Genomic DNA, 26,763 nt, shown 5'->3' with positions numbered 1-26,763 from the left:
GCTGTAAATTCAACTTAAGTTTTTGTACGCTATGGATGAAATTTATCTGCACATATCGAATCTTCTATCCAACAACATCCAAAAACTTATGATTTTACAGAAAATTGGCGCACTGTCTTTTATAGCCACCTTTTATATTTTTATTTTATAGCCGGTTCTCACTGCCTTTATTTCTTGTATTTTTGTTCCAGAACTTTATAGTTCTTTACACAGGTGTTGTATTTTGTTTCCCATGTTTTATATTTGCTCAGACATTTGTTATATTTGGTTAAAAAGTTGTTGTAATTTTTGAGCCAGTTCTGGTATTCTTTGTCAGTTTTATTTTTCGTGCTCAGTTTCTTCTTCTGTGCTTCCAATGTCTTTTTTTCTTTTTCTAATGTAGCCTTCTCTTTTAATATTACTATTTTTTCTTTTTCCAATTTAGTCTTCTCTGCATCTAACTTTGCCTTCTCTACTTTATATGTATCATTTGACCCTGCACTTACTGATGCAACTGTCAATGACATTACAAAAAAGACAAGTGTAAACATACACATGAGCTTTTTTATTCCGTCAAATGTTTTTATTCCCATAATACGAATCCTCTTTTTGTTTTAATTCAATAATTTATATATTTTGATTTATTTTTAATACGTTTTAATATGATTTTTAATATAATTTTCAATATACTTTGATACAATTTTGTTTTTTCCTACGGAACTCATGCATATGAGGTTCAAAATAAAGCGCGAATAAATCTGTCAGATGTACTTTATTATGAATGACAGAAGATTCCTGCTATTGTTTTCTCAGTTCAATAGCATAAGTCCTATCGTTTTATTGTCTTCTTATTTCCTGCCAACCATCAACGGTTGACATGTCTTGAATTAGCTGGGAAAAATATAAAAATACTTACATATTCCAAGATATTATAATACTTTTATTTATAAAAGAAGCTTTATAAGGCATTTAATTTGAAATATAACCTTTAATTTCAGGATTGATTCATATTAGAATCCTTAAAACTCATGTAATTTAAAAAACAGAGAATTTTTCCGGGAACCGGTAGCTTTCAACTACCAGTGTTATTTGATCTGCGAAAAGAGTATTCGGTAATGGAAATTACTTAAAATTAAAAAGAAATCCATGCGTCTTCGGTTAAGTAAGAAATCGTGATAAATTGAGTCTATTTCCTCAACATTTGGGAATATTTGAATAATTTGTGAAATGGAACAGGGTATTGATTTCATGTAAAAAGGCCAAAATTGAAAGCTGGTTTCTAATGCAAAATCGATAGCTTTCTGGAAAGAAAATTCCTTCACCGAAGACGTATGAAAAGAAATCTCTTTGGGTCTTCGTTGTTTTGTGTGGATATCCTCGTAATGTTTTCATAAAAATCAATGCGGGTTAAAATTGAAAATCGTCTTATTCACAGGGAATGACGAAGAGCCATCTCTTCCAGTTTTAGCTTTCATAATGTTTTACAGTAGCTCTTTGTTCAGCAAAGCTCTTTGTTCAGCAATAGCCTTGCTGCTTTTAGTTTCAATGACCTTAAGAATAATGTTGGAACCGACCTTAAGCCATAATTATCTGAAGTGTCGCTTTTCCCGTTGCCTCTTTACTTTAACACTGGAAACAATAGATCCTTCAGGGCTGTCCTGCCCTTAGAGAACAAGCCTTGCCCCTACATTTCATGAGCCTTTGCCATCAACTGATTTTCGTATATGCCTTCAAAAAACAACATTTTTTCCTGTTATCGTTTTTGGAAAATGATTCGTATATTTGCAGTTATTATCTCAACCGAAGATTAGGAAAATGGCCTGCTGGAAGTTTTCAATAAAGGCAAAAGGCCAAAACTTTGAAAAATTTCAACAATAAGCGTTTGAGTAACTAGGGCAGTTATGTTTCAGATCAGGAAAATAGTATGAAACTTTACTGATTTTTGAGAGTAAAATTGGTTTTGGGTTGAGCTCATAATTAGTTTCGCAGGTATCAAAGAATGAAGGAAGCAAGATCGAAAAGTAGAAAAATAGCAATATTTTAAGTTAAAATATTGCTGTCTGGCAAAGGTTTTGTGCTTTTGATTTGAGGGTAAAATCAAATGCGATCTTTAGTTTAATAACACTTAATTAGAGAACTGATGTTTCAATGCTTTGATGTTTCAATGCTTTTTGGTTTATTAGTTATATTGCCGTTTATTCAAGAATTAGACATGGCTTATAGAACCCTTATAGAACCTAAAAAATGGTTCTTAAGTCCTATAAGCCATATCCGAAATTTACCATATATTTTTAGGTAAAGAATGTATCAAGTTTTTATCGATTTTGTAACTCAAGACAGTTATAGCCTGGTCTTTGTTACAGGCTTGGTTACTGGTTTCTGGACTGGTGTAACTACCTTCTTGGTTACTGGTTTCTGGACTGGTGTAACTACTTTCTTAGTTACTGGTTTCTGGACTGGTTTGATTACTTTCTTGATAACTTGTTTGTTATGATCTTCATGCACTACACAATTTCCATTGTTATTTTCACTTGCACTTACTGCTCCAGCTGTTACTGTAGCCAGAAAACAGACTGCAAGTAGAATTGCTAATGCCTTTTTCATTTTTTGTAACATTTTTTAGCCTCTATAAATTTCGATAAATTTCCATTTTTCAGCTGGTTGTTTATATATTCTATATAAACGGCTGTAGTTTTATCGAAATTTTTTGTTGATCAGTTTGGAACTATGCAGTTGAAGCGATAGAGTAAATACAGCCACCAATAATTCTTTTTAGTTCAATTGCATAAGTTCTATTTTGACCAACATAGTGCCGTTGACTCTGTGTCAACAGCTTCTAAATAGGCTAAATAAAATATAACCATACTTGTGTATGTAAAGCTTTATAGAAATCGTATTTTTAAACACACTTTATTTGATATTTAATCTCAAAAAAATATACTAATTATGTGTTTAATACTTATTAGAAGCCATAAGGGAGTTATATATTAAAAACAATTATGTTTAGCTTTCATTTTTCAATTTATAAAATTTAGCCCATATATTCCCTGAATATTTCTATTATTAACTATTGTTCTTTCTCTTTAATTATAATTTTATTGTTTATCTTGAAAATAAATGTTTATAATAAATTATTTAATGAAAATCTCTTACATTTACCTATTAAATCAAATTATAAGCTGTTATCTATATTTTTACCTTTAAATTTGTCTTTTTAATCCTTTATTCTCCTTTTTAAGTTAAAAACAAGTGTTTCCTTGATGCTAAATATCAAGGTTATCGGCAGTAACCCGGAGATTTCTATAACCTATGGAATAATGAATTTCAGAAATGGTTCTCATAAAAGTCAAATCAATCGACTAAAAATCCAATATTCGGTAATGAAAACGACTTAAAATTAAAAAGGGATTTTCTAAAAGAGGAGAACTCTCTCTTTCAATTTTAGCCTTCATAATGTTTTACAATAGCTCTCTGTTCAGCAATGACGTTTTTGCTTTTTGTGTCAATAATCTTAAGGGTAATTTCAGAACCTACTTTGAATCCGTAATTATTGGAGGTGTCACTGTTCTCATTGACACTTACTTTTACAGTGGAAACAGTAGATCCCCCAATGCTGTCCTTTCCATTGAGTACCAGTTTCTCCCCAACACTCCACAAATTATCTTTCAGGATTTCTTTATTCTGAGGTTCATACTTGTGATTTTTTCCTGTCGGGCTAAGGTTCTGGTAAAATACCTCTGCGTTTCCTACAATCTTTGTTCCATTTCCATCAGCAACACCTTGGTAAGAGTTCCCATATCCTGAGATCTTTATGGAAATGGTGTCAACAGGAAGAGAACTGCCTCCTTCATGCAAAAGCACAATTGTGTTATTCTCAAGCGTGGCCCTCTCATTTTCAGGTCCATCATTAAAAAGTCCTCCTTCGCATGATTCAAGTGAAATCCTTGCCATCAGTGGTTGAGTGCTTTCTCCTTCATTGGCAATATTGGAAAAACTGATAACAGCCACACCTGCAAGTGCGACCAGAACAATCAACATAAGAAGAGAACCTATAATAGGAGTTACGGCATCAGATACTGATTCTGATGAAACGAACTCTTTAGCTCGTATTTTTCTCCAGGTTTTCATCAATAAGGAAATACGGCAAACTGTCATAAATAATTTATTAACTTCAAAAAGAGTTATTATTCAGGAATAAAATCTGGAGGAAAAATACCCTCCTATGATTATTTCTTTTTTTGTTGTTTCTTCTCATATTCTTTTTCGAGATCGAGGATTCCTCTAACAGCCTCAAGTTCCCTTTTACTTTTAACATAATGTAAAAGTACAAAGCCAACTCCGCAGAGCAGGGCTATAATTGCGGCTGAGAATAGCAGGGGTGCTGATTGGGTATAGTATTTCACCTGAATGGTCTCTTCTCGGTCTCCCATCTTCGAGGAAATCCACAGGAGCGTTTGCCTTTCTTTTTCATCATAGGTTACACTCAAAGGCTCAGGCCTTGCTATCCCGAATACCCTGTTGCCAGTAACATATCCTTCTGGAAGTACTACACGGATGAATTCGGAATCAGGTTTAACAAATGTAAAACTCTGCTCTCCCGAATTATCAAGCGTATATGCGATAAAACCTGTAACAGGTTCCTTAAACTCCAGGTTTATAACTTTCATACCCTGAGTAACTTCCTGAGTCAGAGTATAATTAATAGCCGAAGTTTCATTTCTGCTGGAAAGTTCTTCAAATGTTTTCGTGTTTGCTGCAGTCTCGTTTGCCGGGCCCACAAGCTGTACGAAATTTTGAATCGGATTCTCCTCGGAACTGCCGCTCAGGATGTCAGGAGGATAGATTTCAAGCTTGCTAGTATTTACTAAAATATAGACAACCTGTACTTTTGTATCGTTTTCCAGCAGGTAGTAGGTAGTGGTATTTGCAAGCGTTTGATTGCTCGATTCATTCTGAAAAATTTCAAATTCATAACTAGATATATTGCCAGGTTTATCTATGACAATTTCCTTTTTTTGCTCCATACAGCCCGATACCAAGACCACCATCAGGGCAAGGAGCATAAACACGATTTTCGTTCTCATTTTCACAGACAAATTCTCCCTTAGCTCGAAGCGGTCTCTTTTCAACCTGCGGCAATTTCCTTCGCTTTCGAGGTAAAGCCTATACAGGGTCTGGAACAGGTTAACATTACCTTATGCTCTCTCTTCTTAATAAACAACACGGATAGGCGTCTCTAAGAAGTATGACATAAAGATCACTTTATCATATAAAAGGAGTAGGCTCGGCAGGTAACAAGTTCAGATACTGAACTTTCCGGAAAAATTCTGTAATTTATTTTGGCACGAAAGTGCTTTCAAGTACTTTCATTTTTTGTGCCTGCTATTTGGAAAATTTCATGTGCGTTTTTTATAGGACTTACGAACTTGAAGTTTAAAATCAAGCACTCTGGACATTGTACCTTGTTTAGTGCTTTAGACAATTGAAGGTTTAACGCTATTGATTTCTCAGTTCAACCGCGTAAATCCTAATCTAATATTGAATCGTCAACAATTAGAAAGCCTTCTTCAAGCTTGACATAACTTTTTACTTCCTCCCATAGTGCTTTACGTAAGTCCTAACTCAATAAATGACCAAGGGGCGCGCCCAGAGGTTAAAAAAGCCTAATATGAGTTAAGATAAACCCCATCTGGAAAGGCATAAAAAACAGAGTTTAAAAATAATATTTCCCTAAACTATTAACAATATTTTTATAGTCCTGAGCGGATTCGAACCGCTGTCCCGGGCTCCAAAGGCCCGAAGGATTGACCACTACCCTACAGGACTGCATGTTAAAGCTTTTACTAATAGATTAATTCTTGTACTTAATTTTTGTGCCAGATAGAGATTATTTTTTGTTAATTTTCCAGAAATATCCCTTTCTTCTCTATCCTATTTTCAATAATTTTTTGTCAGGACTTTATATATCTTTATATTTTTCGATACAGTCCTTTTTTGGCTTTGAAATATTTTCCATGAAACTATTTTTCGTTAATGGGTAATTTTTCATATAATTAATTTAAAATAATTTATTTCATTACTATATTGTGGAGCTGGAAGAGAAAAGGTATGGTTGAATAGCGAAGTAGTGGATTGTGACAGAATTGCCCGGGAGCTGGGGGTTCTTGCTTTAGAATATGTTAGATGGGAACATACTCCTGAAGCGACTGTATTGGGGGATACAGCAAACGGATTGAATTGCTCTCGGGCTTCTTCTTACTTATAGTCACGAGGCCAAATAATGCAAGGCTCTTCGCCATTCCCTATGGATAAGACGATTTTCAATTCAAGACCACATTGATTTTTATGAGAATATTATGAGGATATCCGCACAAAACAACGAAGAACCCAAATATATTTATTTATCCTCGTATTGAACGACTCTGGTCCAAAATCCAGTGATTTTTGCATTTTTTGATTGAAAATCTGAATTAGCAAGAAAAATTCGGTTTTCACTAAAATCAATATTCGGTATCTAAAGACGTCAATCCCTAAGTTGTATTACAAGGATTGTGACCAATTACAAAATCTAGTGATTTTGAATTTTACATTCATCACTAGATTTTGGTACTGAGTCTATTGAACGCACTTCTTATTTAGGTCCTTATGTACTTTTTTAAATTAATTATGGCTTTTACTTTTTTAAATTAATTATGGCTTTTATTACCAATAATTATTAATTTTTTAATTATGATTTTCGTCCTATTTTCAGGGAAATCAATACTGAGCTTATATTAATAAAATAATCTGAGATCATTAACATATAAAATTTATTTCAATATTAAAAAACGTTATTTTGGAAGTTATATTATGTTTTCGAAATACTGCTGCGTAAAATCCGGAATAGATGAAAAAAATTATTAATTACTTGTACACTTTTGAAAAAGATAATATATATTGAATTCGTATAACATTTTAGCAATGCTATAACATCTGAATAGAACTGCTAATCTTTAATCTGGTTAAAAAATGAGAGGGGTATATACTTAAATTTTATATATTGTAAACCAGAAGCAAAATCCTACTTTGGATATTAATCCCCGATCAGCTCCCGAAACGCAATAAAATAGTGGGTTGATAAAGTGAAAGCTAGCGGACTCTTAAGTATTCTCACCTTTTCAGAAAAAAGGAAGGATATTCTATTTTTACTTCAGGAGAATCCAAGAACTCTTTCCGAAATTAAAGATTATTTTGATGTAAGGTCACCTGAAATCCTGCCTCGCCTTAAAGAAATGGAAGGCTCAAATTTGATTATCAGGCAAGAGGGAATGTATCGGCTGACACCTATAGGAAAAGTTTCAGCCATGCATTACAAGCCCTTACTGGATACTCTTACAGCTATAGAAGCAAACGAAATTTTCTGGAAAGATCATGACCTCGCTTCGATTCCTGAGATATTGTTGAACAGGATTCAGGAACTTAAAGATTGCAGAGTCGTAAGAGATGAACAGGAACATATTTATGATACTCATAAGGCATTTATGGAGAATGTACGGGCTTCTACCCATTTTGTGGGCTTTTCATCTATTTTTCTTCCAAGCCATCCCACGATGTTTTTAGATTTAGCCCGCAGGAATATTCCTATTTCAATAATTCTCACACCGAATGTATTTTTTAAAATAAAAAGTGAGCATAGTGCTGAGATTGAAGAATTTCTTAAATTCAAGCACACGGGTCTCTATGTATATGACAATGCAAAAATAGCCTTTGTGGTGACAGACCGTTTCATATCCCTGTCGCTCTTTTTTAAAAATGGAACCTTTGATCCCCGAAATGACCTGATAGGTTTTGATTCGTTTTCAATAAAATGGGGTGAGGATCTTTTTAAGTATTATAAAGATAACTCTATTGAAATAAAGAATCTCTAAAATTTATTGAAGGTTTCTTGAAAGAAACCTTAAAACTGGAGAGAGAAATCGGGATTGCAGAATTTGTTTTTTCCCGATAAATCTCCGAATAGACGGGCAACTATTCCCTAATATTTCTCTTGTTTTGTCATTGTTTTCACACATTCACGTAAATTTAATGTTAACTCTATTTTATGCCAGAAAGGCACTTGCAATAGTTTTCAGTCCGACAATTGAGGTTGATTCGCCATCCACAAGAATTGTTCTTTCGAACTTGCGGGAACGAGACTCTACGTCACAAGTTTTGGTATAATTATGGATGCAGAGCAGCCCACATATAAAGCTGTAGAGGATAATAATAGGTTCAAAAGCAATAATTCCATTAATTAGAGAAATTCCGAGAATTAAGTGGGAGAGCAGGTGCAACCCGAGAAGGAAATTACGGGTATTTTGTGCTCCAAGGCTTACAGGAAGGGTTTTGATACCTGCGAGAGTATCTCCTTTGATGTCTTTGAAGTCATATATAGTAGAATTGATGAAGAGCTTAACCCCAAAGAAAGTAAAAACTAAAAGTATGGGGAGCATGCTTCTACAGGTACTGCCTGCAAGCCCTGAAATGAAAGCCCCCCAGGTGAGTCCTACAACAAAATTTTTGACTCCAAGCCCACCTTTGAGTTTTAGAGCGAATTTTCCGATTTTAATACCTTTACTATAAAGGAAGCCGGTTACGAGAGGTAAGAATGCAAGTGCTAGCATTCCTTCTTTTGCCAGTATATAGCTTCCTATCACGAAGGTAATCATAGAGGCTGCAAGTCCTATTTCCTTTCTTGATCCACTTAACTCTTTTCGGTTTATAACATCTTCTTCTGATCCAAGGGCCCTGTCGAGTGTGTATACGCTGTAAATTACGAGTCCTCCCGCAATACAGGTGAATATACTTGAATGAATTTGAAGCAGGAGGAAAGCAATATGAATCCTTAGTGCACCTGAAAATGCAACTAATATGGAACTTTTTAAGAGTTCTAGTGTGGCATTCTTTTTCCCAAACTCTTGAGCATTCTTTCGTCTGTACCTGAGAATACGTTCAAAACTTCCGAAAAATACATTGGAATTCATAAAAATAATATTGGAGCACTTTTAAATATTATTTATTCTGTATAAGATTTTACAATGTTTGTAATATATAAGGAATCGTCTATGTTTTAGAGAAATAAACGAACACTAGTTGAGTAAACTAACGATTATTTTAGAAGAGAATCATGTTATCGCTATCCTTTAAAAGATTCGCGTGTATCATGGAAAGCATCTAAATAATTACAGTTCTTAAAAATAATATTGAGGATTTTCTTTGTTTTTACCATGGATATCTATAATTTTATTTTTAAAGTTGGCTGGCCAAAATGAAAACTATTGAGCTTGACTGTGTTTTCAACAATAACCGTCTTTTAGAGTTACCCATGTGGTTTTCGTAGTAAGAAATAGATATAAAATACTCACTCGAAACAGCAAAGAGCCAGAGGTCTTCGTTGTTTTGTGTGGATATTTTCATAATGTACTCATTAAAAACAATACAGCTCTGAATTGAAAATCATCTTATCCACAGGAAATGACGAAGAACCATTAAAAATAGAGGGCAATAAAGCCCAAGAAAAAAAGATTACAAATATTATAAAGGAACCACTTTCTTTCCATATGCTTCATTTAATACCTGACCAAGAGCTGTGTATATTGCGGAGAGTCCTGTAAGGATTCCTTCATAACCAGCTATTTTCAGGATTCCGGCGCTTCCCAGATAATTTCCTGCTGCGAGCAAGAAGAACAGAATTGTAAGGGTCAGGAAAACAACGGAGAGAGCCCTTGAACCTTTGAGCGTGCCTATGAACATGAAAAGGGTGAAAACTCCCCACATGAACAGGTATGCAGCAAACGGGAGTGACTCTGTGGCCAGCCCTGCGTAGTCTGGAGACTTAGGAATAAGGACAATCCCTACCAGAGAGAGCCAGAAAAACCCGAATGAGGTAAAAGCCGTGGCTCCAAAGGTATTTCCTTTCTTCCATTCCTCGAGTCCGGCAATGACCTGAGCTAATCCGCCGTAAAAGATACCCATCGAAAGGATCATCGCATTCATCGGATAGAAACCCGCATTGTGTATATTCAAAAGCACAGTTGTCATTCCGAAGCCCATCAAACCCAGAGGAGCAGGGTTTGCGGATAAATCCGTTATTTTTATATCACGAATATTCGTGATGTCTTTAATATTTTGACTCATAAAATTAAATCCTCCTTCCCGTTACCGGAAATATAACCTGAACTTCCAATAAAAACCACATTAAGATTATCAATTGTTTTTAAGGTCCATTTTTCACATTTCGGAGATATGTAATTGTTAATACTTATAATTAAGGACAGTAAATATATTTTCAATATAATATAAATGTATAATATAAAAATTCATAAGAACTGTTAGGAATTTTCATAATAAGCTATTTATTAACGGGTGTGGAATTTGCTTCATATGACTCAGGCAAAAAAACCTCTTATGCTCATTATTCTTGATGGATGGGGCTACAGGGAAGCAAAAGAAGGAAACGCTATCCTGGCAGCCAGAACTCCAAAACTTGACCACTTGATCGAAGAATATCCCTGGTGTTTCTTAGAAGCCTCAGGAGAAGCTGTAGGTCTCCCGGAAGGCCAGATGGGAAACTCCGAAGTCGGGCACTTGAATATAGGAGCAGGGCGAATTGTGTACCAGGATCTAACCCGAATAAATCTCTCCATAAGGAAAGGTGACTTCTTCAAGAATCCGGCTTTTTTGAGTGCGATTTCAAATGCCAAAGCCAACGATTCCAGCCTTCATCTCATGGGACTTGTCTCCTATGGAGGTGTTCACAGCTATATGACCCATATTCATTCCCTTATCAAACTCGCGCAGCAGGAAGGGTTGAAAAAAGTATATATACATGCTTTTCTGGACGGCAGAGACGTGCCTCCTAAAGCCGGCCTCAAAGACATAACGGAGCTTGATGCTTTTTGTAAGGAGAATGGAAATGCTAAAATCGCAACTATATCAGGGCGCTATTATGCAATGGACAGAGATAAGCGCTGGGATAGAACAAAACTCGCCTATGATGCTCTTACCATAGGAGTTGCGCCTTACAAAACTCCTGATGCAGAAACTGCAGTTTCTGAAGCTTATGAAAGAGGAGAAACGGACGAGTTTATAAAACCGACTGTGATCACAGATTCAGAAGGAAAGCCCGAGGCAGTCATAAAGGATAATGATTCTGTAATCTTTTTCAATTTCAGACCTGACAGAGCACGGCAGCTTACCTGGGCTTTTGTAAATCAAGACTTTGAGAACTTCCCTCGAGAAAAACATCCGAAAGTTTACTATGTTTGTATGGCTCAGTACGATGAAACTCTGGATTTGCCTATAGCTTTCCCGCCGGAAGAACTTGAAAATGTGCTTGGAGAAGTACTGAGCAAGCAGGGACTGACTCAGCTTCGGATTGCCGAAACCGAAAAGTATGCCCATGTGACTTTTTTCCTGAATGGAGGGCAGGAAAAATGTTATGAAGGAGAGGACCGCTGCCTTATCCCATCACCAAAGATTGCTACCTACGACCTTCAGCCCGAAATGAGTGCATATGAGGTTACGGAGGAAGTAATAGGGAGGATTCGGTCAGGAAAGTATGATGTGATTGTCCTTAACTTCGCAAATATGGATATGGTCGGGCACACCGGAATTTTTGAGGCTGCAGTAAAGGCAGTGGAAACCGTAGATAGCTGCGTGGGCAGAATTGCAGTGGCTCTGAAAGAAGCAGGAGGTGTAGCAATTATAACTGCAGACCACGGGAACGCCGAACAGATGGAAAATTCGACAACGGGAGAACCGCATACCGCACATACTTCAAATCCGGTAAAGTGTATTTACTTCGGAAATGATGAAGTTAAAGCACTTAAGAACGGAAAACTGTGTGATCTTGCACCAACCCTTCTGGAACTTCTCAAGATCCAAAAACCTGAGGAGATGACAGGAGAATCTCTTATTATAAAATAATAATTTAAGAAGGAAAAAATCTGGAATTATTACAGAAGGATAAATAATCTGAAAATTACTCACGAACGGGAAAAGCAGCCGGAAATTCCAGAAACCCTAATTTTTCCATTCAAATTTTTCCTTTCTAATTTTTCCTTTCTAATTTTTCCTTTCTAATTTTTCCTTTCTAATTTTTCCATTCAAATTTTTCCTTTTTAATTTTTCCATTCTGTTCCTGCTCTCCTTATGCTTCACTTCTGTTGTTATTTTTATTACATCCATAAAATTGAGATTATAAAAGATAATTTTTAAAAGATTAAATACCAGCAGCTACAATAAAAGGAGCACCGGACTTCGGAAGTCATAAAGCTTTAAGTGTATATTTTTGGAGTTTAACAGGAATGATCAAAATAACCACTCCTTGCCGCATTCATATGACGCTTATTGATATGAATGCGGAGATCGGAAGAGTCGATGGAGGAGCAGGACTAACCCTTTCCTCTCCCAATATCAGAATTACGGCTGAAGAAGCCGATGGAGTCAATATCGAAGGTCTGCAGGGTTTTGCCGATCGAATGAAAAGAGCTGCAGAATCCCTGCTTCCTGAGGGTAAAGGGATCAGGATCAACGTACAGGAAGTGTACCCAGCCCATGTAGGTTTCGGATCAGGGACCCAGTCTTCTCTGGCCGCGGCAGCAGCTGTTAATGAACTGTATGGACTTGGGAAGAGCGTTAGAGAACTTGCACTTGCAGTAAAAAGAGGAGGAACTTCGGGTATCGGAGTAACTGCTTTTGAGAAAGGCGGGTTTATAGTTGACGGAGGACACCGATTCAAAGATAAAGGTGGTTTTATGCCGTCAGCTGCCAGTAAAGTACCGCCTGGCCCAGTGCTCTTCAGAGAGGATTTTCCTCAATGGGACATGGTGGTAGCAATCCCCAACGACAAGGGAATGTATGACCAGGAGGAAGTCGAGACCTTCAAGAAATTCTGTCCCCTCCCTGTAGAAGAAGTCAGAGAAATTTCCCATGTCGTGCTCATGCAGATGATGCCTGCCGTGATAGAAAATGATATAGTGAGTTTCGGGGCCGCAGTAAATCATGTCCAGACTGTCGGCTTTAACAAAAGGGAGAGCTTTATCTGGCCTGACTTTGTGAAAAATATTGCTTCTTTTATGCGCAGCCGGAGCTATGGAGCCGGGGTAAGTTCCTTTGGGCCTGTAGTATATTCTTTTGTAGATAACAAATCAGATGGCAGGCAGCTTCAAGCGGAAGTCCAGAAAATGCTTGACGACTCAGTTGGCGGGACTGTCATGCTTACTAGGGCAAGAAACCACGGTGCCGAAATATCCCGGGTTTGAAAGCCTTATATTCAGTGAGCGAGACGGAATTCTGCATACAGCCTTTGCCCTAACAAGCGAATCCTTACTTTAATAACTTTTTTACTTTTTTTATTTTATTGACTACCTGTTGGATTTTGTCAACAATACCTGGGGCCACACCACCAAATACAGAAGAGTACTGATTTTCCCGTATCGTGGATTATCCTGAGAATTACGATAGTCATAAAAAGTTCTATTAGGAGATATTAGGAGATCTGCAAGCGGATAATCCAATCAGGTCCCAGGTGCCCCGAGACATAAGTGAAATGCTTATCTGGTTTTTTTCCAGAAAATAAAAAAAGCTATACCCAGAGGAACTGCGGTTGCGGCATCTCCAAAATTATGGACTGTATCAGCGAAAGGACTACACTTTCCGAAGCCCAGGCAATGAGGGTCTGAAAAAGCTGTGGGCCATAAGTCCGGCAAAATACTATTTGATTGCACAAAGCCCTCAGATGTGGAGATAAGTTCAGGACCCACAACTCCATACGTAGGGCGTGTGAATGTTCTTTCTGGGAAGAGTTCAGGCCTGTTCTTGTCAGTATCAGATTTCCTTGACTGAATAGTTAAGGATAAAATATAACATAAATAAAAAAATTAGGAAAATAAGGATTTTGAACAAAAATTTCTTAAAACCACTGGTCAAGAGTTTTTTGTCTGGCTCCTGAGGCAGCTTTAAGCCGTTCTGCAGCTTTTCCCACCCTATCAATTGAGAAATCATGGCTCTCGCAGAGAAATTCAAGAAGTTTTTCAGAATCAGGTTTTCCCCATCTTATCTTGTAATCATCCGTTACTTCAGGGTGGAGAAAGATATCTCTTATCTGGTCTACAGCATCAATTTCTGCCTTTTTTTCGCGGAGTACGACATAAATATCCCCATGCTTTTTTATTAGTTTAAGGGCTGTTTTGGGGCCTACTTTCTCCAGCCCTTTGTTATAATCCGTGCCCACACAGATAGCGATATCTATGAGCTGTTCCCTTGTAATTTCTAGGGCTTTGAGTGTCTCATCCAGCTCGATTTTTTCGGGTTCGACGTCAACGTAAACGTTTTTTCCCGGAAGCTTTCGTTTTCCTGTTACGGCCAGATTCCGGACAACAATAGGAGCCCCGAAAAGAAATGAATCGTAATCTTGAGAAGCAACGCAGTTTGCATCTTTTTTGAGGACCATATGTGCAGCCTGGGCTTCGCCCTCACTGGGTGCCTGAACAAAGGGAACTCCCATAATGTCAAGGAGATATTTGGAGTCCTCAACAATTTCCTGGTTTACTTTCGAAGAAGCCTGAGCATACTTATATGCCGATTCAAGATCCCCGACAGCCTTTGCATTCTCCCACTTTTCCCTGGAGGATTCCCTGACTTCTTTTCTTCGGTCCAGGGTTTCGGACTTGAGATCCGGAGGTTTGCCGTCAAAAACAAAAAGAGGCTTGACACCGGCTTCTACAAGGCTCGCTGTCCGGTAGAGCAGGCCTGAGAGATGTGAGGTCACTCTCCCTGCAGAATCAACCAGAGGACTTCCATCCCGCTGGCGAATAATGCTCAAAAACTGGTGTAAAGTATTAAACGCATCAATTGCAACTACCTGATTTGTAAGATCCGAAAGCTCAACTTTTCTTTTCTGGAGCAGGTCGCCTATATCTGTGCCCATATTTTCCCTCGAATGTTTAAAACTTACCAGAAAGCTTCAGCGCTTTCACTACCTTTCTTCCCTTTTATTACTTTCCTTTGAGAAATGATAAAAATATAACTTCAAATTTTCAGTTTGGGAATTTATCTATAGTTCTATTCCCCGAAATAATCATTTTTGGCAACAAAAACCTTTGATATTCTATTTGAATCATTCCTTAGTCTTTTCTTATTCTTTTAACCTCAAACTATTATATAGAAAGTAAATATCAAAAGACATATCAGGAGATTTTACGGCTCAGTACCAAAATCTAGTGATGAATGTAAAATTCAAAATCACTAGACTTTGTAAATGGTTATTATCAGTGTTATACAACTTAGTGATTCAAGTCTTTAGATAGCGAATATCGATTTTTTTATCTATTATCTTGAATTTAACCTCATTAGCTCTTCCTGAGGCCTAATCAAAGCTATCCAGTAAGAGAATAGAAAAGAGACGAGAATTTAATGGGTTTTATAGCCTGTACATACACCTCAGAAAATCAAGCAGTAAGGTCAAGTCGAACATCGATTACTGAATCTTCATTTGCTTCTATTTTGGATATTGTCAGCAAATTACCTTTTCTTTCCAGTAAAGTCGCTTTCGTGACCTGAACCTGGTGACCATCCGCCTGTTTCTGATTGTTATTTTTATGGACGACCAGGAGCTTCTGTCCTTTCTCAGCCCCTTCTCCTATTTTGGACACGATATTTCGTATGACCTGTTCAAAATCAGAATAAATCAAAATTTCCGACTTATTTGCAACCTTTGTAATAATTCCAATCGGTTCCAGACTAAGGTGCATATAGCTTTCCTTCTTTACCTGCTTACACAAGTAATCAAATAATACTAACTCTGAGTAATAATAACTTGCGATACAAAATATCTGATGCATTATTTTGTAATTGTTAAACTTCAGATATTCTCTGTTCTACAGAAGAACAAGTATATATAACTTACTGAATCATGGACTCTGTGCCCGAAATGTCCTGATCGGGTATTAATTAGATTAGAAAAATTAACATACATTCGGATTAAAATTTGGATAAATGTTAATAACTTAAATTCAAAACTGAGTGAAGCCTGAGAATCCGTTCAAAAAGTACTTGGGCCATTTTTCTTTCAATTAACACCGCATATATAGAAGATTCCTGCCCTATAAAGGACACACTTATAAAATATTATGTACCCATGGGTAAAAAAATTAAATATGATTGTTAGCAAATACCGTGGATTCAAGCTATGCTTTTTAAAAATAAGAAATTAAATGTTTGCCCTAAAATAAAAAGTTATAGATGAGATTAGTGGTATTTTCTGCGGTTGAATTCGTAAACTGCATTATCAATTTTGCTTGATAGCTCATTCATCCGTTCTTCAATATTTGTTTCTGTACTCTCCATGTTGACCTTGAGGGTACGATCTTTTGCCTCCATTTTGTTTTCGAGTTCCTGAAGCCTATTGTTAACAGAGATGAGCATAACAGCTAATGTTCCGACCAGAACCATAACTGAAAGAATAATCAGGGGATTTGTGGATTTATATGCAAATCTTCTAAGCCACTCAAAGGATAGAAGAAAGGATGACAGAACCATCACAACAAGAAATACTGTATCTCTAGTCTCCATCGTATACCTCTAACACCTGTAAAAATTGTTCCGCATACACAAGCACATACACGCAAGCACAAGCACATACACACGCGTTATGTAATCTAGCTTGTTTCAAAATTATCAAGCGGACTATTCCTTAAAGTATTTACTGCTTTTCTATCTTTACGATTTTCTATTTTTTACTTTTTTCTATTTTGTTTATTACAATGGAAGCGCAGAGGTCACGAATATCCCATTCTTTTGATGGGGTGAAGTGAACCCTTACCTCTTCGTTTTGGAGCATCGTGAGTCAGTTTTGTTCCGTACTTTCATGCTAAACCATAGCTTCCTTTTATAGATACATCAAATCTGATAGGAAACCGAGGTCAAAATTTCAATCACTTATGTTAAGAAATCTTGTTAAAGGATACATAATCATCTGTTTCTAAGTAACCGGGCGGGCGGCCCAAAACATACCTTGTCTTTATGGTAGGTTGGACGCCCGCAGTTTTATTTTTAAGAGATGTAATCTCTAATTTTTCACAAACACATGTTTATCGATTTATTCCTTTACTTTTAATTATCGCTCCTATGAAAAAAGAGCCAGTATAGGAGAGATGTATCCTGGAGACATTTCGTGAAAAAACACTATATTTTAAAGACAATATCAGAAAAATAATATTTCCCAGGTAAAGTTATATATAAACAGTCAGGAGAAGTCGGAGATGAAAGTACAGTAAGTATAATAAAGGAATAGAAAAGGCATACTGTTAAGAATTAAGGAGTTTAGCACTTGAGTTCCATCGAACAATCAATTAAAGATTATTTACCTATTATTTCCATGGGAGGACTAATTCTTATAGTGCAGGTTCTTGCACTCTTTTTGTCCACGCCAATGGAAGTTAGTGGAATGCAGGCTTTTGAGGACCCAACCCAGGTGTCCAATTCTATATATTATATTATAATGATCCTGGCTTTTACCCTGTTTGTTCTTCTGGCAATAAAGAAAAATATGAAGTGGGTAATCAGCTTCACTATTTATCTGGCCATAATAAGCACTATATATTACGTAGTCCTGGCTCTGTTTGTCCTCATTCCTTCTCTTTCAGGATTTGCGTCCATTGCCTCAGTTGTGCTATCCATCGTAATAACAGTGCTGCTCTATAAATATCCAGAATGGTATGTTGTTGACATTGTGGGAGTTTGTATTGCAGCCGGGGTCAGTGCCCTGATAGGAATTTCCCTCTCAGTTGTCCCAGTAATAGTGCTTCTGGTTCTTCTTGCAATATATGACGCTATCTCAGTGTACAAAACAAAGCATATGGTAGATATGGCCGAGGGGATAATGGATCTGAAACTTCCAATCATGTTTGTAATTCCAAAACACCTGAAATATTCTTTCTTAAAAGAAGACTTCAAAAAGGGAGAAAAGCATGAGGCTTTTTTCATGGGGCTCGGAGATGCGGTTATGCCTACCCTGCTGGTAGTCTCGGCAAACGTCTTCATGACAAATAATTTCTATCCGGTCCTTGGGGCCATACTGGGCACGCTTATAGGTCACGCCGTACTTTCCATCCAGGTAATGAAAGGGAACCCGCAGGCAGGCCTTCCCTTTTTGAATTCCGGAGTAATCCTGGGGTTCCTTGCTGGTGTCCTTATTTCAGGGGCCTCAATCCTGTGAAGTTAACTTTTCTTCACAAACTTCTATTATTTACAAATTCTTATTTTTGTTTTCAGATTTTCGCAAAGATTTTTTTATTTAATAGCTTAATCACTTGATATGTCCAAAAGAATTGCAGTGGTCTTTGACAGTGCCGGAACCCTTCTACATATGTACAGGGTTGCAAAGGAAGTCAGTACCGGGGATATCCTTGAAAACATAGAGAGCACTGCTATTGTCGCGCAAAAGAATGGATGCGGGCTTGTCGTTCTGAACGCTGAAAGTGATATACTCCTGAGCTCAAGAAAAGAAATGCCTCTGTTTGAGTTTATAAAAGAGTACAGAGTTTCAATAGGTATAAGCTGTTCAAAAGGACTTTTTACTCAGGAGATTGCATGTGATATCATAAGGGGAACGTCCCCAAGAATGGGTGATATACATGATGTGCTGGAAGCAGTTACCTCCCACTGTCCAAATGTTTTTTATCTGGCAGCAGGCCTGATAGTTGACTCTCAAGCTAGAAGCGTGCCATATGTACTGAGTACAGGAGGGCATGTATTCAGTACCACGTTACAAACAGTTCAGGCTCTCCATTCCATGAAAGTAGATACGTACATAGCATCCGGAGATAGTTTATTTGCTCTCATGCAACTGGCTGAGTTCATAAACATTCCTCAGGAAAGAGTCTTTGCTTTTTCAAACACTCTGATGAAGGAAAAAGTAGTGCTTGAGCTAAAACAAAAATATGACAAAGTAATTATGGTAGGGGATGGGATTAACGACATACTGGCATTCAGAGCAGCAGATCTAGGAGTAATGACAACGCAGCAGGGCGACAAAAGGCCCAAAGAACTAAGAGAAGCAGCAGACGTGGTTATTGACGATATTATCAAAGTTGTAGATGTGGTAAAAGCGCTGTAAAGGATGTAAAGAGAATTATTATATAAACGAATCTATATAACACGACGGCGATAATAAGACAAATCAATATAATACATCGAGTCACATACAGGACAAGATAAAAGTACTGATTAAGCAAGGTTCGTCAGATGAACTTGACTTAACTGTAAATGTGCTTTAAATGTTAACAGTGAAAAAATAATGCGTTATGTTTATGTAATCTTTACTCTTATGTAGTTGTTGCCCAAATGTGTGAAATTCATTAAGCGTGTGAAATTCGTTGTTTGTACTATTGTGTTATTCATTTATAGTAATTGCTTTTCACTCTTGAGCGATATGCTCAGGCAGGCAAAAGCCACCAGAAAGTATTGCAGCTCATAATTGCGGAGGAAAATCCATGCCAGTATTTATTGAAGTCAAAAATCTAACCGTAGATTTCGACGGTCATAAGGCCCTGAAAAACGTAAACTTAAGTATCAATGAAGGGGAAATAGTTGGAATTCTGGGAAAAAGCGGGTCCGGAAAAACAATCCTGATGCATGTACTGCGCGGCACAGAGTCTTTTGAGAACATTTCAGGTGAAGTAATTTATCATCTATCACGTTGCTCGAAATGTGGATACATAGAACGCCCCAGCAAGACAGGCCAGAAGTGTCCGGTCTGTGGAGAAGTACTGGAAGCTTTCGAAGCTGATTTTGTAAAACTTTCACTTTATGAACCTATAAGGAAAGATATTACAAAGCGTATAGCTATCATGCTTCAGCGCACCTTTGCACTTTACGGAGACGAAAGGGTTCTTGTAAACGTCATAAACTCCCTGAATGAAATAGGATATGCCGGGCAAGACTCCATGAGAAAAGCAATCGAACTGCTGGAAGAAGTAAACCTGAGTCACCGCATGATGCATGTTGCAAGAGAACTTTCAGGCGGAGAAAAACAGAGAGTTGTGCTTGCAAGGCAGCTTGTGAGAAATCCTTTGCTCCTGTTAGCTGACGAGCCCACAGGTACCCTTGATCCCATGACTGCAAAGCTGGTACACGATGCTATGATAAGGGCAGTCAAGAATTATAATATGAGCATGGTCCTGACTTCGCACTGGCCTGAAGTTATTGAACAGATGGCGAACAAAGCTATCCTGCTTGAAAACGGAGAGGTAGTCAAGGAAGGGGATCCACTTGAGGTTTCTGCAATCTTTATGCAAAGTGTATCCATTGTGAGGCAGGAAAAGAATGTCATGGTAGGGGAACCTATAATCAGGGTAAGAGACCTATCAAAGCGTTATATTTCAGTCGACCGAGGCGTGGTTAGAGCTGTAGACGGGATTTCTTTTGATGTAAATGAAGGAGAAATCTTCGGGCTAGTCGGAGTGAGCGGAGCAGGCAAGACTACAACCTCCAAAATTTTAATGGGAATATTACCACCCACATCCGGAGAAGTTGAGGTTCGTGTGGGAGACGAATGGGTTGACATGACAAAGCTGGGGGTGGATAATAAAGGAAGAGCAACCAAATATATGGGGTTCTTGCACCAGGAATACGGCCTTTACACTCATAGCTCAGTAATAGATAATCTTACCGAGTCTATTAGTCTTGATTTGCCTTTTGAACTCGGGGTCAGAAAAGCTGTAATTACTCTCAAAGCTGCAGGTTTTGAGGAAAACAAGGCAAAAGCTATTTTGCCCAAAATGACTGATGAGCTGAGTGAAGGGGAGCGGCACCGGATTGCACTTGCACAGGTTCTGATCAAGGAACCGAGAATCGTCATTATGGATGAACCAACAGGGACTATGGACCCGATTACCAAGGTCTCGGTGACGAATTCCATCCTGAAAGCTAGAGAAGAGATAGGGGAAACATTTGTTGTAGTTTCTCACGATATCGACTTCGTAAACGAGATATGTGACCGTGTTGCACTTATGCGCAATGGTAAGATTGTAGACATAGGTGAGCCGAAGAGTATACTATCTCAACTCACCGAAGATGAAAGGATCCAAGCTGCAGAAGAGATATAAATATGCTGCCACCTCTGTAGTATAGAAAAATACTAAATGAGGTGCCGATTACGAGTAATGAGGTCAGCGTAGAGGTGAATGGGCAACAATATACCTTACCTGCAGGCTCTATCCTTGAAGATGCGCTTAAAGTTTCCAGAGCCCCTTATATAGCCGGTACAGCGGTCGGAATTCTGAAAGAGGTCGCTGAGGAAAAGATCGAAACAGTCACCGAATACGCTATCAATACTCCCAGAGGAGAATTCAGGATAGAAATAAGAAATCCTGAGTCGCCTTCAGGAAAATTATGGGCTGAGCATTTTAAAGAGTACGAAGGAAAATCTATCCACTGGGCAAGTCCTGAAGCTCTAGCTTTCGGGCCTTTTGAAGCCGAAATTAAACCTTCGCGCGAAACAGGAAATTTTGAAGCTTTTGAGGTGATGTTTGGAGCAGGAGGTTTTGATCCCCGTAACACTCATCTTATTTTTTCACTTAAAAGACATACTGCGGAATATGGGACTCCTGAAGATGGGGTCTTTGCAGAAGTTGTGACCGGAAGAAAAATTTTGTCCAGGCTTTCCAGAGAAGATACAATTCTTGGTATTGAGCCAATTATAGAATGGGAACAAATCTCAGAAAAGACCTGCACAACTGATCTTTCTGTTCCGCTTGAAGATGGGGACAGCATATTTACTTATTTTGAAGTTGAACTTTCCAGGAATGCTCCAGGGGGAGCAGAACATTTCTATGCCCTTACTCGTGAAGGAACTCTCAATGTAGATGTTACTACCAGTTCGTTTATCTCAGATGATGACCTGAAGGGAATACCTGCTCCTTATGAAAATTTCGATCCAAGACGAGAAGGTGCAGTTTCTGTCCGTACAGTCGGATATGGGTTGGGCAGAATATATATCTCAAGAGACGAGCGTCCTTCAAGCCTTGTTCATTCTGTTGTAGGGCAGGTAACGAAAGGCATCGAACTCATTAAACTCGCAGAAGAAGGACAGAATCTTTCGGTTGAGAGTCTGCCTCCCCAGATAGTGCTTCTGGGACATAGCTTTGAGGAGGCCGAGCCTGTACTTTCTTCCATAGGGGTTGAACTGGTAAAAGACGGATACACCGGAAAGGATGCCGTAATTGTCAGTCAGAACCCTCCAACAACCCTTGAGATCCTTGGGGAAGCAAAGGTGACTGCGTATGCAGTACCCATAGATAAACTGATTGAGATTGAGCTTTACTCTGAAAAAGCCCCGAAATCTGTGGATTTCTTCCGCCATGGTCTTGAACTTAAAACAAAAACTGTTGGGAAACTGCCTGTTTATATGATATATGACGACACCTACCTTTTTAAGACAGAAAAGGAAGTTGTGAAGTACAAGGAAATCCTTCCAGAAAATACCCCCACGGACAAAGTACTTGGAGGGGAAATAGGGATCACAAACCAGTCTGCAAAGAGGATGGGGACTATAGGTATAAGACTTGGAGACGACGAACTTTTCGGCCCCACAGGAGAACGATTTTCCTCAACCAATATTGTTGGCCGGATAATAAATCCTGAAAAGCTCCTTGCTGTCAAAGAAGGAGATGTGATATACGTAACTGAAATTGTACGCAAGTAAACTTAAAAGTATAAACTATAATACAATTGGATAATGGGCGTACATACTATTCTTAATATATAAAAAAAGTAATACACATAAGCACAATAATAAGTAAATAGACGTATAAGTACCCGGTTAGTAGCTCAAGATGATTTTCAGCTTGCTGGGTCAGATTAAATCTTGCTAACGAATTAGTCAGCTCATTATAACGTGTCCGCTTTAATGAATCCAGATGTTTAAGCGGATTCACATTAATTTATCGAAATTTAAAGTCTCCCGAGGCTAAGGAGAGACGAAATATGACGGAAACGAAAAAAGAAGAGATTACAAAGTACATTGTAATCAGTTCGGATAAAGTGCTGCCTTCAGATGCAGCTATGAAGATCTATGAGTCAGAGTTTCCAGTTACGGTAAAGGAGACCTGTTTTGGACTTATCGTATCAGGAGCCAAAGACGATGTCCAGATCCTCGTTGAACAAATCCGGCAGCTTGATAAAAATCATATTTTTGTAAAGGATAGGGGATTCCCTCCAGGAGATGAAAGGCGCTGCCGCGCAAGCAGGGGTGGAGGCCCACGGCCGGGATTCCATTTTTTGAGGGAAGAAGTGGAGATGCTTCCTGCCATAGGGGCTGCACTTGACGAACTGGAAGCAAAGGAATGTGTAACAGAAAAACGCAAAAAGAAATGCAGGCTTACAACTTCGGATCTGGAAAAAGTTATTGAAGAGGAGCTTGCGAGGTGAGTTTTTTGGCAAAGGTTTTCATTTACCCTATAAATAGTCTTATTCTGGCCGACCTGGTTGAACGTTTCGGGCACAAACCCCTTACCATGATGAACCAGATCCGAGAAAAAGTTACAAGCCTCAGCCTTGATTCTCCTCCTCTAAATATTACTCCTGAAGACCCTAAATTGGGTCTTAAGTATGCTGCAATTGAAGTGCCGGCTGGAGTAAGGGGAAGGATGGCGTTGATAGGCCCTCTTATCGAACAGACAGAAGCTGCAATTATAGTTGAAAACCCACCCACGGACTTTGGTTGTGTGGGTTGTAACCGTACAAATGAGCTGACGAAGTATTTGGTCCGCTCAAAAGGTGTCCCTGTACTTGAAGTAGAATACCCGAAATCCGACGACGAAGCCCGCGACTTCGTAAACAAGATAGTAGCATTTCTGGAGTCGTTGCCTAAGGAAAAGCCTGAGGAAGATGAAAAGGCGAAAGAGACAGAATCGGCAGACAAGGAGGACAAGGAATGAGCACAGAGGAATCTGCACTTGTCAAGATTGCACTGGTATCCTGCGGCTCTGAGTATGCCGGAGTTCAACCCGAATTTGAAGAAGCCGCAGCCAAAGTAAATGCAAAATTTATTTTCCCTGAAATTGATGTTGCATCCATAGATACTATAGGCAGAGATTTTGGGCTTGAGGTTGCGAGTGGAGACCTGAGGCTTATGATGGCCCGGGCAAAAGCTGTTGTTGAAGGTATCGCCAATGCGGATGGAGTTTTCATTACCACCTGTTTCCGCTGTGCTGAAGGGGCTATTGTACGAAATGAGGTCAGAAGATATATCCATGAGCACTCCAAAATCCCGGTAATCAGTTATTCTTTTACCGAAAGCACCAGTGCAGGTACACTTCTTACTCGCCTGGAAGCTCTTACTACAATTGTCAGGCGCAGGCACCTTCTTACAAGGGAAGTTCAGACCGGACTGACCGCGGGAATAGATTCAGGGTCAACAACCACTAAAGCCGTGGTAATGAGGGACAACAAAATTATAGGCAAGGGCTGGGTGCCCACAACAAAAGTCCTTGAAAGTGCTGAAGAAGCTTACTCTATTGCCCTGAAAGAGGCCGGCGTTTCCAGGGAAGAAGTTCAGGCTCTGGGTACAACCGGATACGGACGATTTCTTATAGGTGCTCATTTTAAAGCTCAGCTTATCCAGGAAGAAATCACTGTTAACTCAAAAGGAGCCGTCTATCTTGCTGACAAGCAGAAAGGTAATGCAACAGTTATTGATATAGGCGGTATGGACAATAAGGCAATCTCGGTTCAGGACGGGATTCCCGGAATGTTTACAATGGGCGGGATTTGCGCAGGCGCTTCAGGACGTTTCTTTGAAATGATCTCAAAGCGGCTTGGTGTAGATATCACCGAACTCGGAGCCCTGGCAGTTAAAGGGATGCATGAACATGTATCTATGAACAGCTACTGCATAGTCTTCGGAACTCAATCCCTTGTAAATTCCCTTGCAAGAGGTGCTACTCCTGAAGACGTGGCTGCTGCAGCCTGTTATAGTGTGGTAGAACAGATCTATGAGCAGCAGTTGCAGGAAGTAGATGTTAAAGAGCCTCTGATTCTTGTGGGCGGATCTTCCCTAATTGCAGGAGTACCAAAAGCCCTTGGAGAACTTCTAAAGATCGATGTCCTTGTGCCCGAGAACTCACACTTGATAGGAGCAGTAGGAGCAGCTTTGCTTGCTTCGGGCTTTGTGGAGGAGTGAGGAAAAGATGGATTCGCTTGAAGTCTTTGATGTCGAGTCCGCAATCGCTCCGGAGCAGGGATTTTATAGAAAGATTATCGAGGACAATCTTTCAAGTCTCAAGCTTGCCCCGGCAATAGGGAGAATAAAGGTAGTGTTGAGACCTGAAGATTCTCTTTTTCAGATGGCAATTCTCCTGAGGGACGTGGGCACCAGGGTTACAACAACTGATATTGCCGATGTGGACGCAAAACCGATTGCCCGTGAGATAATAATTTCTATAAAAAAAGAGCAGTATATTCCAGAATTACTGGGAATACTCTGGGAGCGCTACGGGAAAGCAAATATCAGCCAGCCGGACCGATGGACTGTAGCCATAAGTACGGAGAACCCAAAGGAAGAAGCAGCTTTTCTTAAAGATATGATGGTTGCAGATCCAAAGCACAGGCTTCACGAAAATCTTGTTGATTTTGCAATCCGTGTCACCCCTGAGGGTTTCAGGGTCCGGTATCACCTGTATAAAGGTAACCAGTTTATTTTTGTGGCGTCCGAGGAAGCACTAAAACATGAGTGGATCGAAGAAGCAGGAGCGATGCTCGAAGAACTGATGAAAGGAGGGAAAAACTAAGATGGCTGTACTCCGACCCTATCTTTATACCGGTGGCGTCCACAAGCATGGACTTTTAATTGAGCTGCTGGAAGACCTTGGAGGCTACATAGTCCAAAAAGTAGTTACAGGGACTGAAGTCAACCTTATTATGCTTATTCCGGAAAAAGATGTCCCAATAGTGAAAAAGCAATCTGATGAACTGCTTGGAGTTATGGTAGAAGCTCCCCTGACTGGAGTTGAGATTGCAGTTGTTTCACCGACTCTTGCTTCTCACCACCTCCCGCATTCAGCATGTGACATTGCAGAGTATCTCCGCCACCCCGGAGCCAATACAAACATGATAGGACTTGCAAGAGGAATGGGGCGAAGGGTATCTCTGTCCATGGACTATGAAAGAAGACTTATTAACGAACATGATATTGCAGTTTTCACATTTGGGTCTTTCAGTGACTGCATAATAAACAAGAAGCCAAAGCTTTTTGAAGGCGTAGAAATTCCAATTGTAGTTACAGGCGGACCTGACCTTAAGACCGAGGAAGTTCCCGGAGCAGACCTTTATGTTGGGAATATTGGAAGGACTTCTCACAGGTTAAGGAAAACCGAGGAGATTAGCGCCCTTGATAAACTCAATGAAGAGGTTGGAAAGATTGCTGATAACATTCGTAAACAGCAAGCAAAAGACCCCCTCGCAGTGCTTCCTGCTAGAGTTATGAAGGAGATTGAAAATCAGGTCCCGGAAATCCGAACTGTACTTTCGCCTGCTCCACTGACCCTCCAGCTTAATGGGCTCAGAGTCAAGTTACCCTATGATGAATTCCATGAAAGACTTGAAAAACTGGAATTTGATGAAGGGGTTACTCTTTCCGAACTTGCAAATATTTCAAAATCAAAAATGAAAAATTATATATTGATAAAAATCAAATCTAAGTCTGACGTTGGTTTTGCAATTTGACCCGGGTTCTGTTGCATGAAGAGTTATTTGCTTTACATT

Annotated in this window: 23 protein-coding genes and 1 tRNA gene; 12 read left to right on the top strand and 12 right to left on the bottom strand. The window is 38.9% G+C overall.

Going from position 1 to position 26,763, the window contains the following annotated elements; all coding sequences use genetic code 11:
• Window positions 1-167: 167 nt before the first annotated feature.
• The 5 genes from MSKOL_RS17340 to MSKOL_RS17320 all read right to left on the bottom strand — a co-directional run bounded on the left by MSKOL_RS17340 (window position 168) and on the right by MSKOL_RS17320 (window position 5,805).
• Complete coding sequence (locus tag MSKOL_RS17340; protein ID WP_048123056.1) at window positions 168-572, bottom strand: hypothetical protein; 405 nt, start codon at window positions 570-572, stop codon at window positions 168-170.
• A gap of 1,747 nt (window positions 573-2,319) precedes the next feature.
• Window positions 2,320-2,595: a hypothetical protein gene (locus tag MSKOL_RS17335; protein ID WP_048123054.1), complete on the bottom strand. Its 276-nt coding sequence runs from the start codon at window positions 2,593-2,595 to the stop codon at window positions 2,320-2,322.
• An 825-nt stretch (window positions 2,596-3,420) separates the two neighbouring features.
• Window positions 3,421-4,107 (bottom strand): type IV pilin, encoded by a 687-nt coding sequence (locus MSKOL_RS17330; RefSeq protein WP_048124301.1) that lies wholly within the window; start codon window positions 4,105-4,107, stop codon window positions 3,421-3,423.
• A gap of 98 nt (window positions 4,108-4,205) precedes the next feature.
• Entirely contained in the window at window positions 4,206-5,063 is an 858-nt protein-coding gene (locus MSKOL_RS17325) for a DUF5803 family protein (protein ID WP_231592674.1), read from the bottom strand.
• Window positions 5,064-5,732: 669 nt separating this feature from the next.
• Window positions 5,733-5,805, bottom strand: a tRNA-Gln gene (locus MSKOL_RS17320).
• Window positions 5,806-7,100: 1,295 nt separating this feature from the next.
• Between MSKOL_RS17320 and MSKOL_RS17315 the strand changes: the two genes are divergently transcribed.
• A complete protein-coding gene (locus MSKOL_RS17315; RefSeq protein ID WP_048123052.1) occupies window positions 7,101-7,886 on the top strand; it encodes a winged helix-turn-helix domain-containing protein in 786 nt (261 codons plus the stop codon).
• Between the two features lie 171 nt (window positions 7,887-8,057).
• On the opposite strand, the gene MSKOL_RS17310 is transcribed toward MSKOL_RS17315, so the two are convergent.
• Both MSKOL_RS17310 and MSKOL_RS17305 read right to left on the bottom strand, forming a co-directional pair.
• Window positions 8,058-8,981, bottom strand: a complete 924-nt coding sequence (locus MSKOL_RS17310; RefSeq protein WP_048157919.1) for a UbiA family prenyltransferase — start codon at window positions 8,979-8,981, stop codon at window positions 8,058-8,060.
• 550 nt (window positions 8,982-9,531) lie between these two features.
• On the bottom strand, window positions 9,532-10,134 hold the full coding sequence (locus tag MSKOL_RS17305) for an acetate uptake transporter (protein WP_048123048.1): 603 nt from the start codon (window positions 10,132-10,134) through the stop codon (window positions 9,532-9,534).
• 246 nt (window positions 10,135-10,380) lie between these two features.
• Here MSKOL_RS17305 and gpmI point away from each other — a divergent pair, with 246 nt between their 5' ends.
• A complete protein-coding gene (gpmI, locus tag MSKOL_RS17300) occupies window positions 10,381-11,925 on the top strand; it encodes a 2,3-bisphosphoglycerate-independent phosphoglycerate mutase (protein ID WP_048157917.1) in 1,545 nt (514 codons plus the stop codon).
• A 138-nt stretch (window positions 11,926-12,063) separates the two neighbouring features.
• Here the strand turns inward: gpmI and MSKOL_RS21450 are convergent, their stop codons facing one another.
• Entirely contained in the window at window positions 12,064-12,186 is a 123-nt protein-coding gene (locus MSKOL_RS21450; RefSeq protein WP_255351946.1) for a hypothetical protein, read from the bottom strand.
• Window positions 12,187-12,305: 119 nt separating this feature from the next.
• On the opposite strand from MSKOL_RS21450, the gene MSKOL_RS17295 reads away from it, so the two are divergent.
• Window positions 12,306-13,262, top strand: coding sequence for a beta-ribofuranosylaminobenzene 5'-phosphate synthase (locus MSKOL_RS17295; RefSeq protein WP_048123044.1), 957 nt, complete (start codon window positions 12,306-12,308; stop codon window positions 13,260-13,262).
• A 291-nt stretch (window positions 13,263-13,553) separates the two neighbouring features.
• On the opposite strand, the gene MSKOL_RS17290 is transcribed toward MSKOL_RS17295, so the two are convergent.
• The 4 genes from MSKOL_RS17290 to MSKOL_RS17275 all read right to left on the bottom strand — a co-directional run bounded on the left by MSKOL_RS17290 (window position 13,554) and on the right by MSKOL_RS17275 (window position 16,572).
• Window positions 13,554-13,763: a hypothetical protein gene (locus MSKOL_RS17290; protein ID WP_048157916.1), complete on the bottom strand. Its 210-nt coding sequence runs from the start codon at window positions 13,761-13,763 to the stop codon at window positions 13,554-13,556.
• Window positions 13,764-13,912: 149 nt separating this feature from the next.
• Window positions 13,913-14,929: a flap endonuclease-1 gene (gene fen, locus MSKOL_RS17285; RefSeq protein WP_048157914.1), complete on the bottom strand. Its 1,017-nt coding sequence runs from the start codon at window positions 14,927-14,929 to the stop codon at window positions 13,913-13,915.
• A gap of 520 nt (window positions 14,930-15,449) precedes the next feature.
• The gene (locus MSKOL_RS17280; protein WP_048123036.1) at window positions 15,450-15,752 is read right to left on the bottom strand and encodes a hypothetical protein; all 303 of its coding nucleotides are present in this window, start codon (window positions 15,750-15,752) and stop codon (window positions 15,450-15,452) included.
• Between the two features lie 496 nt (window positions 15,753-16,248).
• Entirely contained in the window at window positions 16,249-16,572 is a 324-nt protein-coding gene (locus tag MSKOL_RS17275) for a hypothetical protein (protein ID WP_048123035.1), read from the bottom strand.
• Between the two features lie 757 nt (window positions 16,573-17,329).
• Here MSKOL_RS17275 and MSKOL_RS17270 point away from each other — a divergent pair.
• From MSKOL_RS17270 to MSKOL_RS17230, 9 genes are all read left to right on the top strand, one after another.
• Window positions 17,330-18,217, top strand: a complete 888-nt coding sequence (locus MSKOL_RS17270; protein WP_048123033.1) for a presenilin family intramembrane aspartyl protease PSH — start codon at window positions 17,330-17,332, stop codon at window positions 18,215-18,217.
• Between the two features lie 99 nt (window positions 18,218-18,316).
• Entirely contained in the window at window positions 18,317-19,117 is an 801-nt protein-coding gene (locus tag MSKOL_RS17265) for an HAD family hydrolase (RefSeq protein WP_048123031.1), read from the top strand.
• A 376-nt stretch (window positions 19,118-19,493) separates the two neighbouring features.
• A complete protein-coding gene (atwA, locus tag MSKOL_RS17260) occupies window positions 19,494-21,107 on the top strand; it encodes a methyl coenzyme M reductase system, component A2 (protein WP_048123029.1) in 1,614 nt (537 codons plus the stop codon).
• 41 nt (window positions 21,108-21,148) lie between these two features.
• Window positions 21,149-22,705 (top strand): methanogenesis marker 3 protein, encoded by a 1,557-nt coding sequence (locus MSKOL_RS17255; RefSeq protein ID WP_048123026.1) that lies wholly within the window; start codon window positions 21,149-21,151, stop codon window positions 22,703-22,705.
• 281 nt (window positions 22,706-22,986) lie between these two features.
• A complete protein-coding gene (locus MSKOL_RS17250; protein WP_048123024.1) occupies window positions 22,987-23,430 on the top strand; it encodes a methanogenesis marker 6 protein in 444 nt (147 codons plus the stop codon).
• Window positions 23,427-23,939: a methanogenesis marker 5 protein gene (locus MSKOL_RS17245; protein WP_082091185.1), complete on the top strand. Its 513-nt coding sequence runs from the start codon at window positions 23,427-23,429 to the stop codon at window positions 23,937-23,939. The genes MSKOL_RS17250 and MSKOL_RS17245 overlap by 4 nt, the downstream gene beginning before the upstream one ends.
• Window positions 23,936-25,183, top strand: coding sequence for a methanogenesis marker 15 protein (locus MSKOL_RS17240; RefSeq protein WP_048123022.1), 1,248 nt, complete (start codon window positions 23,936-23,938; stop codon window positions 25,181-25,183). Before MSKOL_RS17245 ends, MSKOL_RS17240 begins: the two co-directional genes overlap by 4 nt.
• A 7-nt stretch (window positions 25,184-25,190) precedes the next feature.
• Window positions 25,191-25,790, top strand: coding sequence for a methanogenesis marker 17 protein (locus MSKOL_RS17235; RefSeq protein ID WP_048157912.1), 600 nt, complete (start codon window positions 25,191-25,193; stop codon window positions 25,788-25,790).
• A gap of 1 nt (window position 25,791) precedes the next feature.
• Window positions 25,792-26,724, top strand: a complete 933-nt coding sequence (locus MSKOL_RS17230; protein WP_048123018.1) for a methanogenesis marker 7 protein — start codon at window positions 25,792-25,794, stop codon at window positions 26,722-26,724.
• Window positions 26,725-26,763: the final 39 nt, after the last annotated feature.

This window comes from Methanosarcina sp. Kolksee, assembly GCF_000969945.1.
Taxonomy (GTDB): Archaea; Halobacteriota; Methanosarcinia; order Methanosarcinales; family Methanosarcinaceae; genus Methanosarcina; species Methanosarcina vacuolata.
The sequence above is the reverse complement of the archived record's forward strand: the minus strand, read 5'-3'. Positions and strand labels throughout refer to the sequence as shown.

Excerpts from the sequence above, each read along its gene's own strand:
- MSKOL_RS17335 (WP_048123054.1), bottom strand. The coding sequence starts at position 2,595 with ATGTTACAAAAAATGAAAAAGGCATTAGCAATTCTACTTGCAGTCTGT.
- MSKOL_RS17240 (WP_048123022.1), top strand. The coding sequence starts at position 23,936 with ATGAGCACAGAGGAATCTGCACTTGTCAAGATTGCACTGGTATCCTGC.
- MSKOL_RS21450 (WP_255351946.1), bottom strand. The coding sequence starts at position 12,186 with ATGGATGTAATAAAAATAACAACAGAAGTGAAGCATAAGGAGAGCAGG.
- MSKOL_RS17230 (WP_048123018.1), top strand. The coding sequence starts at position 25,792 with ATGGCTGTACTCCGACCCTATCTTTATACCGGTGGCGTCCACAAGCAT.
- MSKOL_RS17275 (WP_048123035.1), bottom strand. The coding sequence starts at position 16,572 with ATGGAGACTAGAGATACAGTATTTCTTGTTGTGATGGTTCTGTCATCC.
- MSKOL_RS17330 (WP_048124301.1), bottom strand. The coding sequence starts at position 4,107 with ATGAAAACCTGGAGAAAAATACGAGCTAAAGAGTTCGTTTCATCAGAA.
- MSKOL_RS17265 (WP_048123031.1), top strand. The coding sequence starts at position 18,317 with ATGTCCAAAAGAATTGCAGTGGTCTTTGACAGTGCCGGAACCCTTCTA.
- MSKOL_RS17310 (WP_048157919.1), bottom strand. The coding sequence starts at position 8,981 with ATGAATTCCAATGTATTTTTCGGAAGTTTTGAACGTATTCTCAGGTAC.
- MSKOL_RS17295 (WP_048123044.1), top strand. The coding sequence starts at position 12,306 with ATGATCAAAATAACCACTCCTTGCCGCATTCATATGACGCTTATTGAT.
- MSKOL_RS17340 (WP_048123056.1), bottom strand. The coding sequence starts at position 572 with ATGGGAATAAAAACATTTGACGGAATAAAAAAGCTCATGTGTATGTTT.
- MSKOL_RS17235 (WP_048157912.1), top strand. The coding sequence starts at position 25,191 with ATGGATTCGCTTGAAGTCTTTGATGTCGAGTCCGCAATCGCTCCGGAG.
- fen (WP_048157914.1), bottom strand. The coding sequence starts at position 14,929 with ATGGGCACAGATATAGGCGACCTGCTCCAGAAAAGAAAAGTTGAGCTT.
- MSKOL_RS17280 (WP_048123036.1), bottom strand. The coding sequence starts at position 15,752 with ATGCACCTTAGTCTGGAACCGATTGGAATTATTACAAAGGTTGCAAAT.
- MSKOL_RS17325 (WP_231592674.1), bottom strand. The coding sequence starts at position 5,063 with ATGAGAACGAAAATCGTGTTTATGCTCCTTGCCCTGATGGTGGTCTTG.
- atwA (WP_048123029.1), top strand. The coding sequence starts at position 19,494 with ATGCCAGTATTTATTGAAGTCAAAAATCTAACCGTAGATTTCGACGGT.
- MSKOL_RS17250 (WP_048123024.1), top strand. The coding sequence starts at position 22,987 with ATGACGGAAACGAAAAAAGAAGAGATTACAAAGTACATTGTAATCAGT.
- MSKOL_RS17305 (WP_048123048.1), bottom strand. The coding sequence starts at position 10,134 with ATGAGTCAAAATATTAAAGACATCACGAATATTCGTGATATAAAAATA.
- gpmI (WP_048157917.1), top strand. The coding sequence starts at position 10,381 with ATGACTCAGGCAAAAAAACCTCTTATGCTCATTATTCTTGATGGATGG.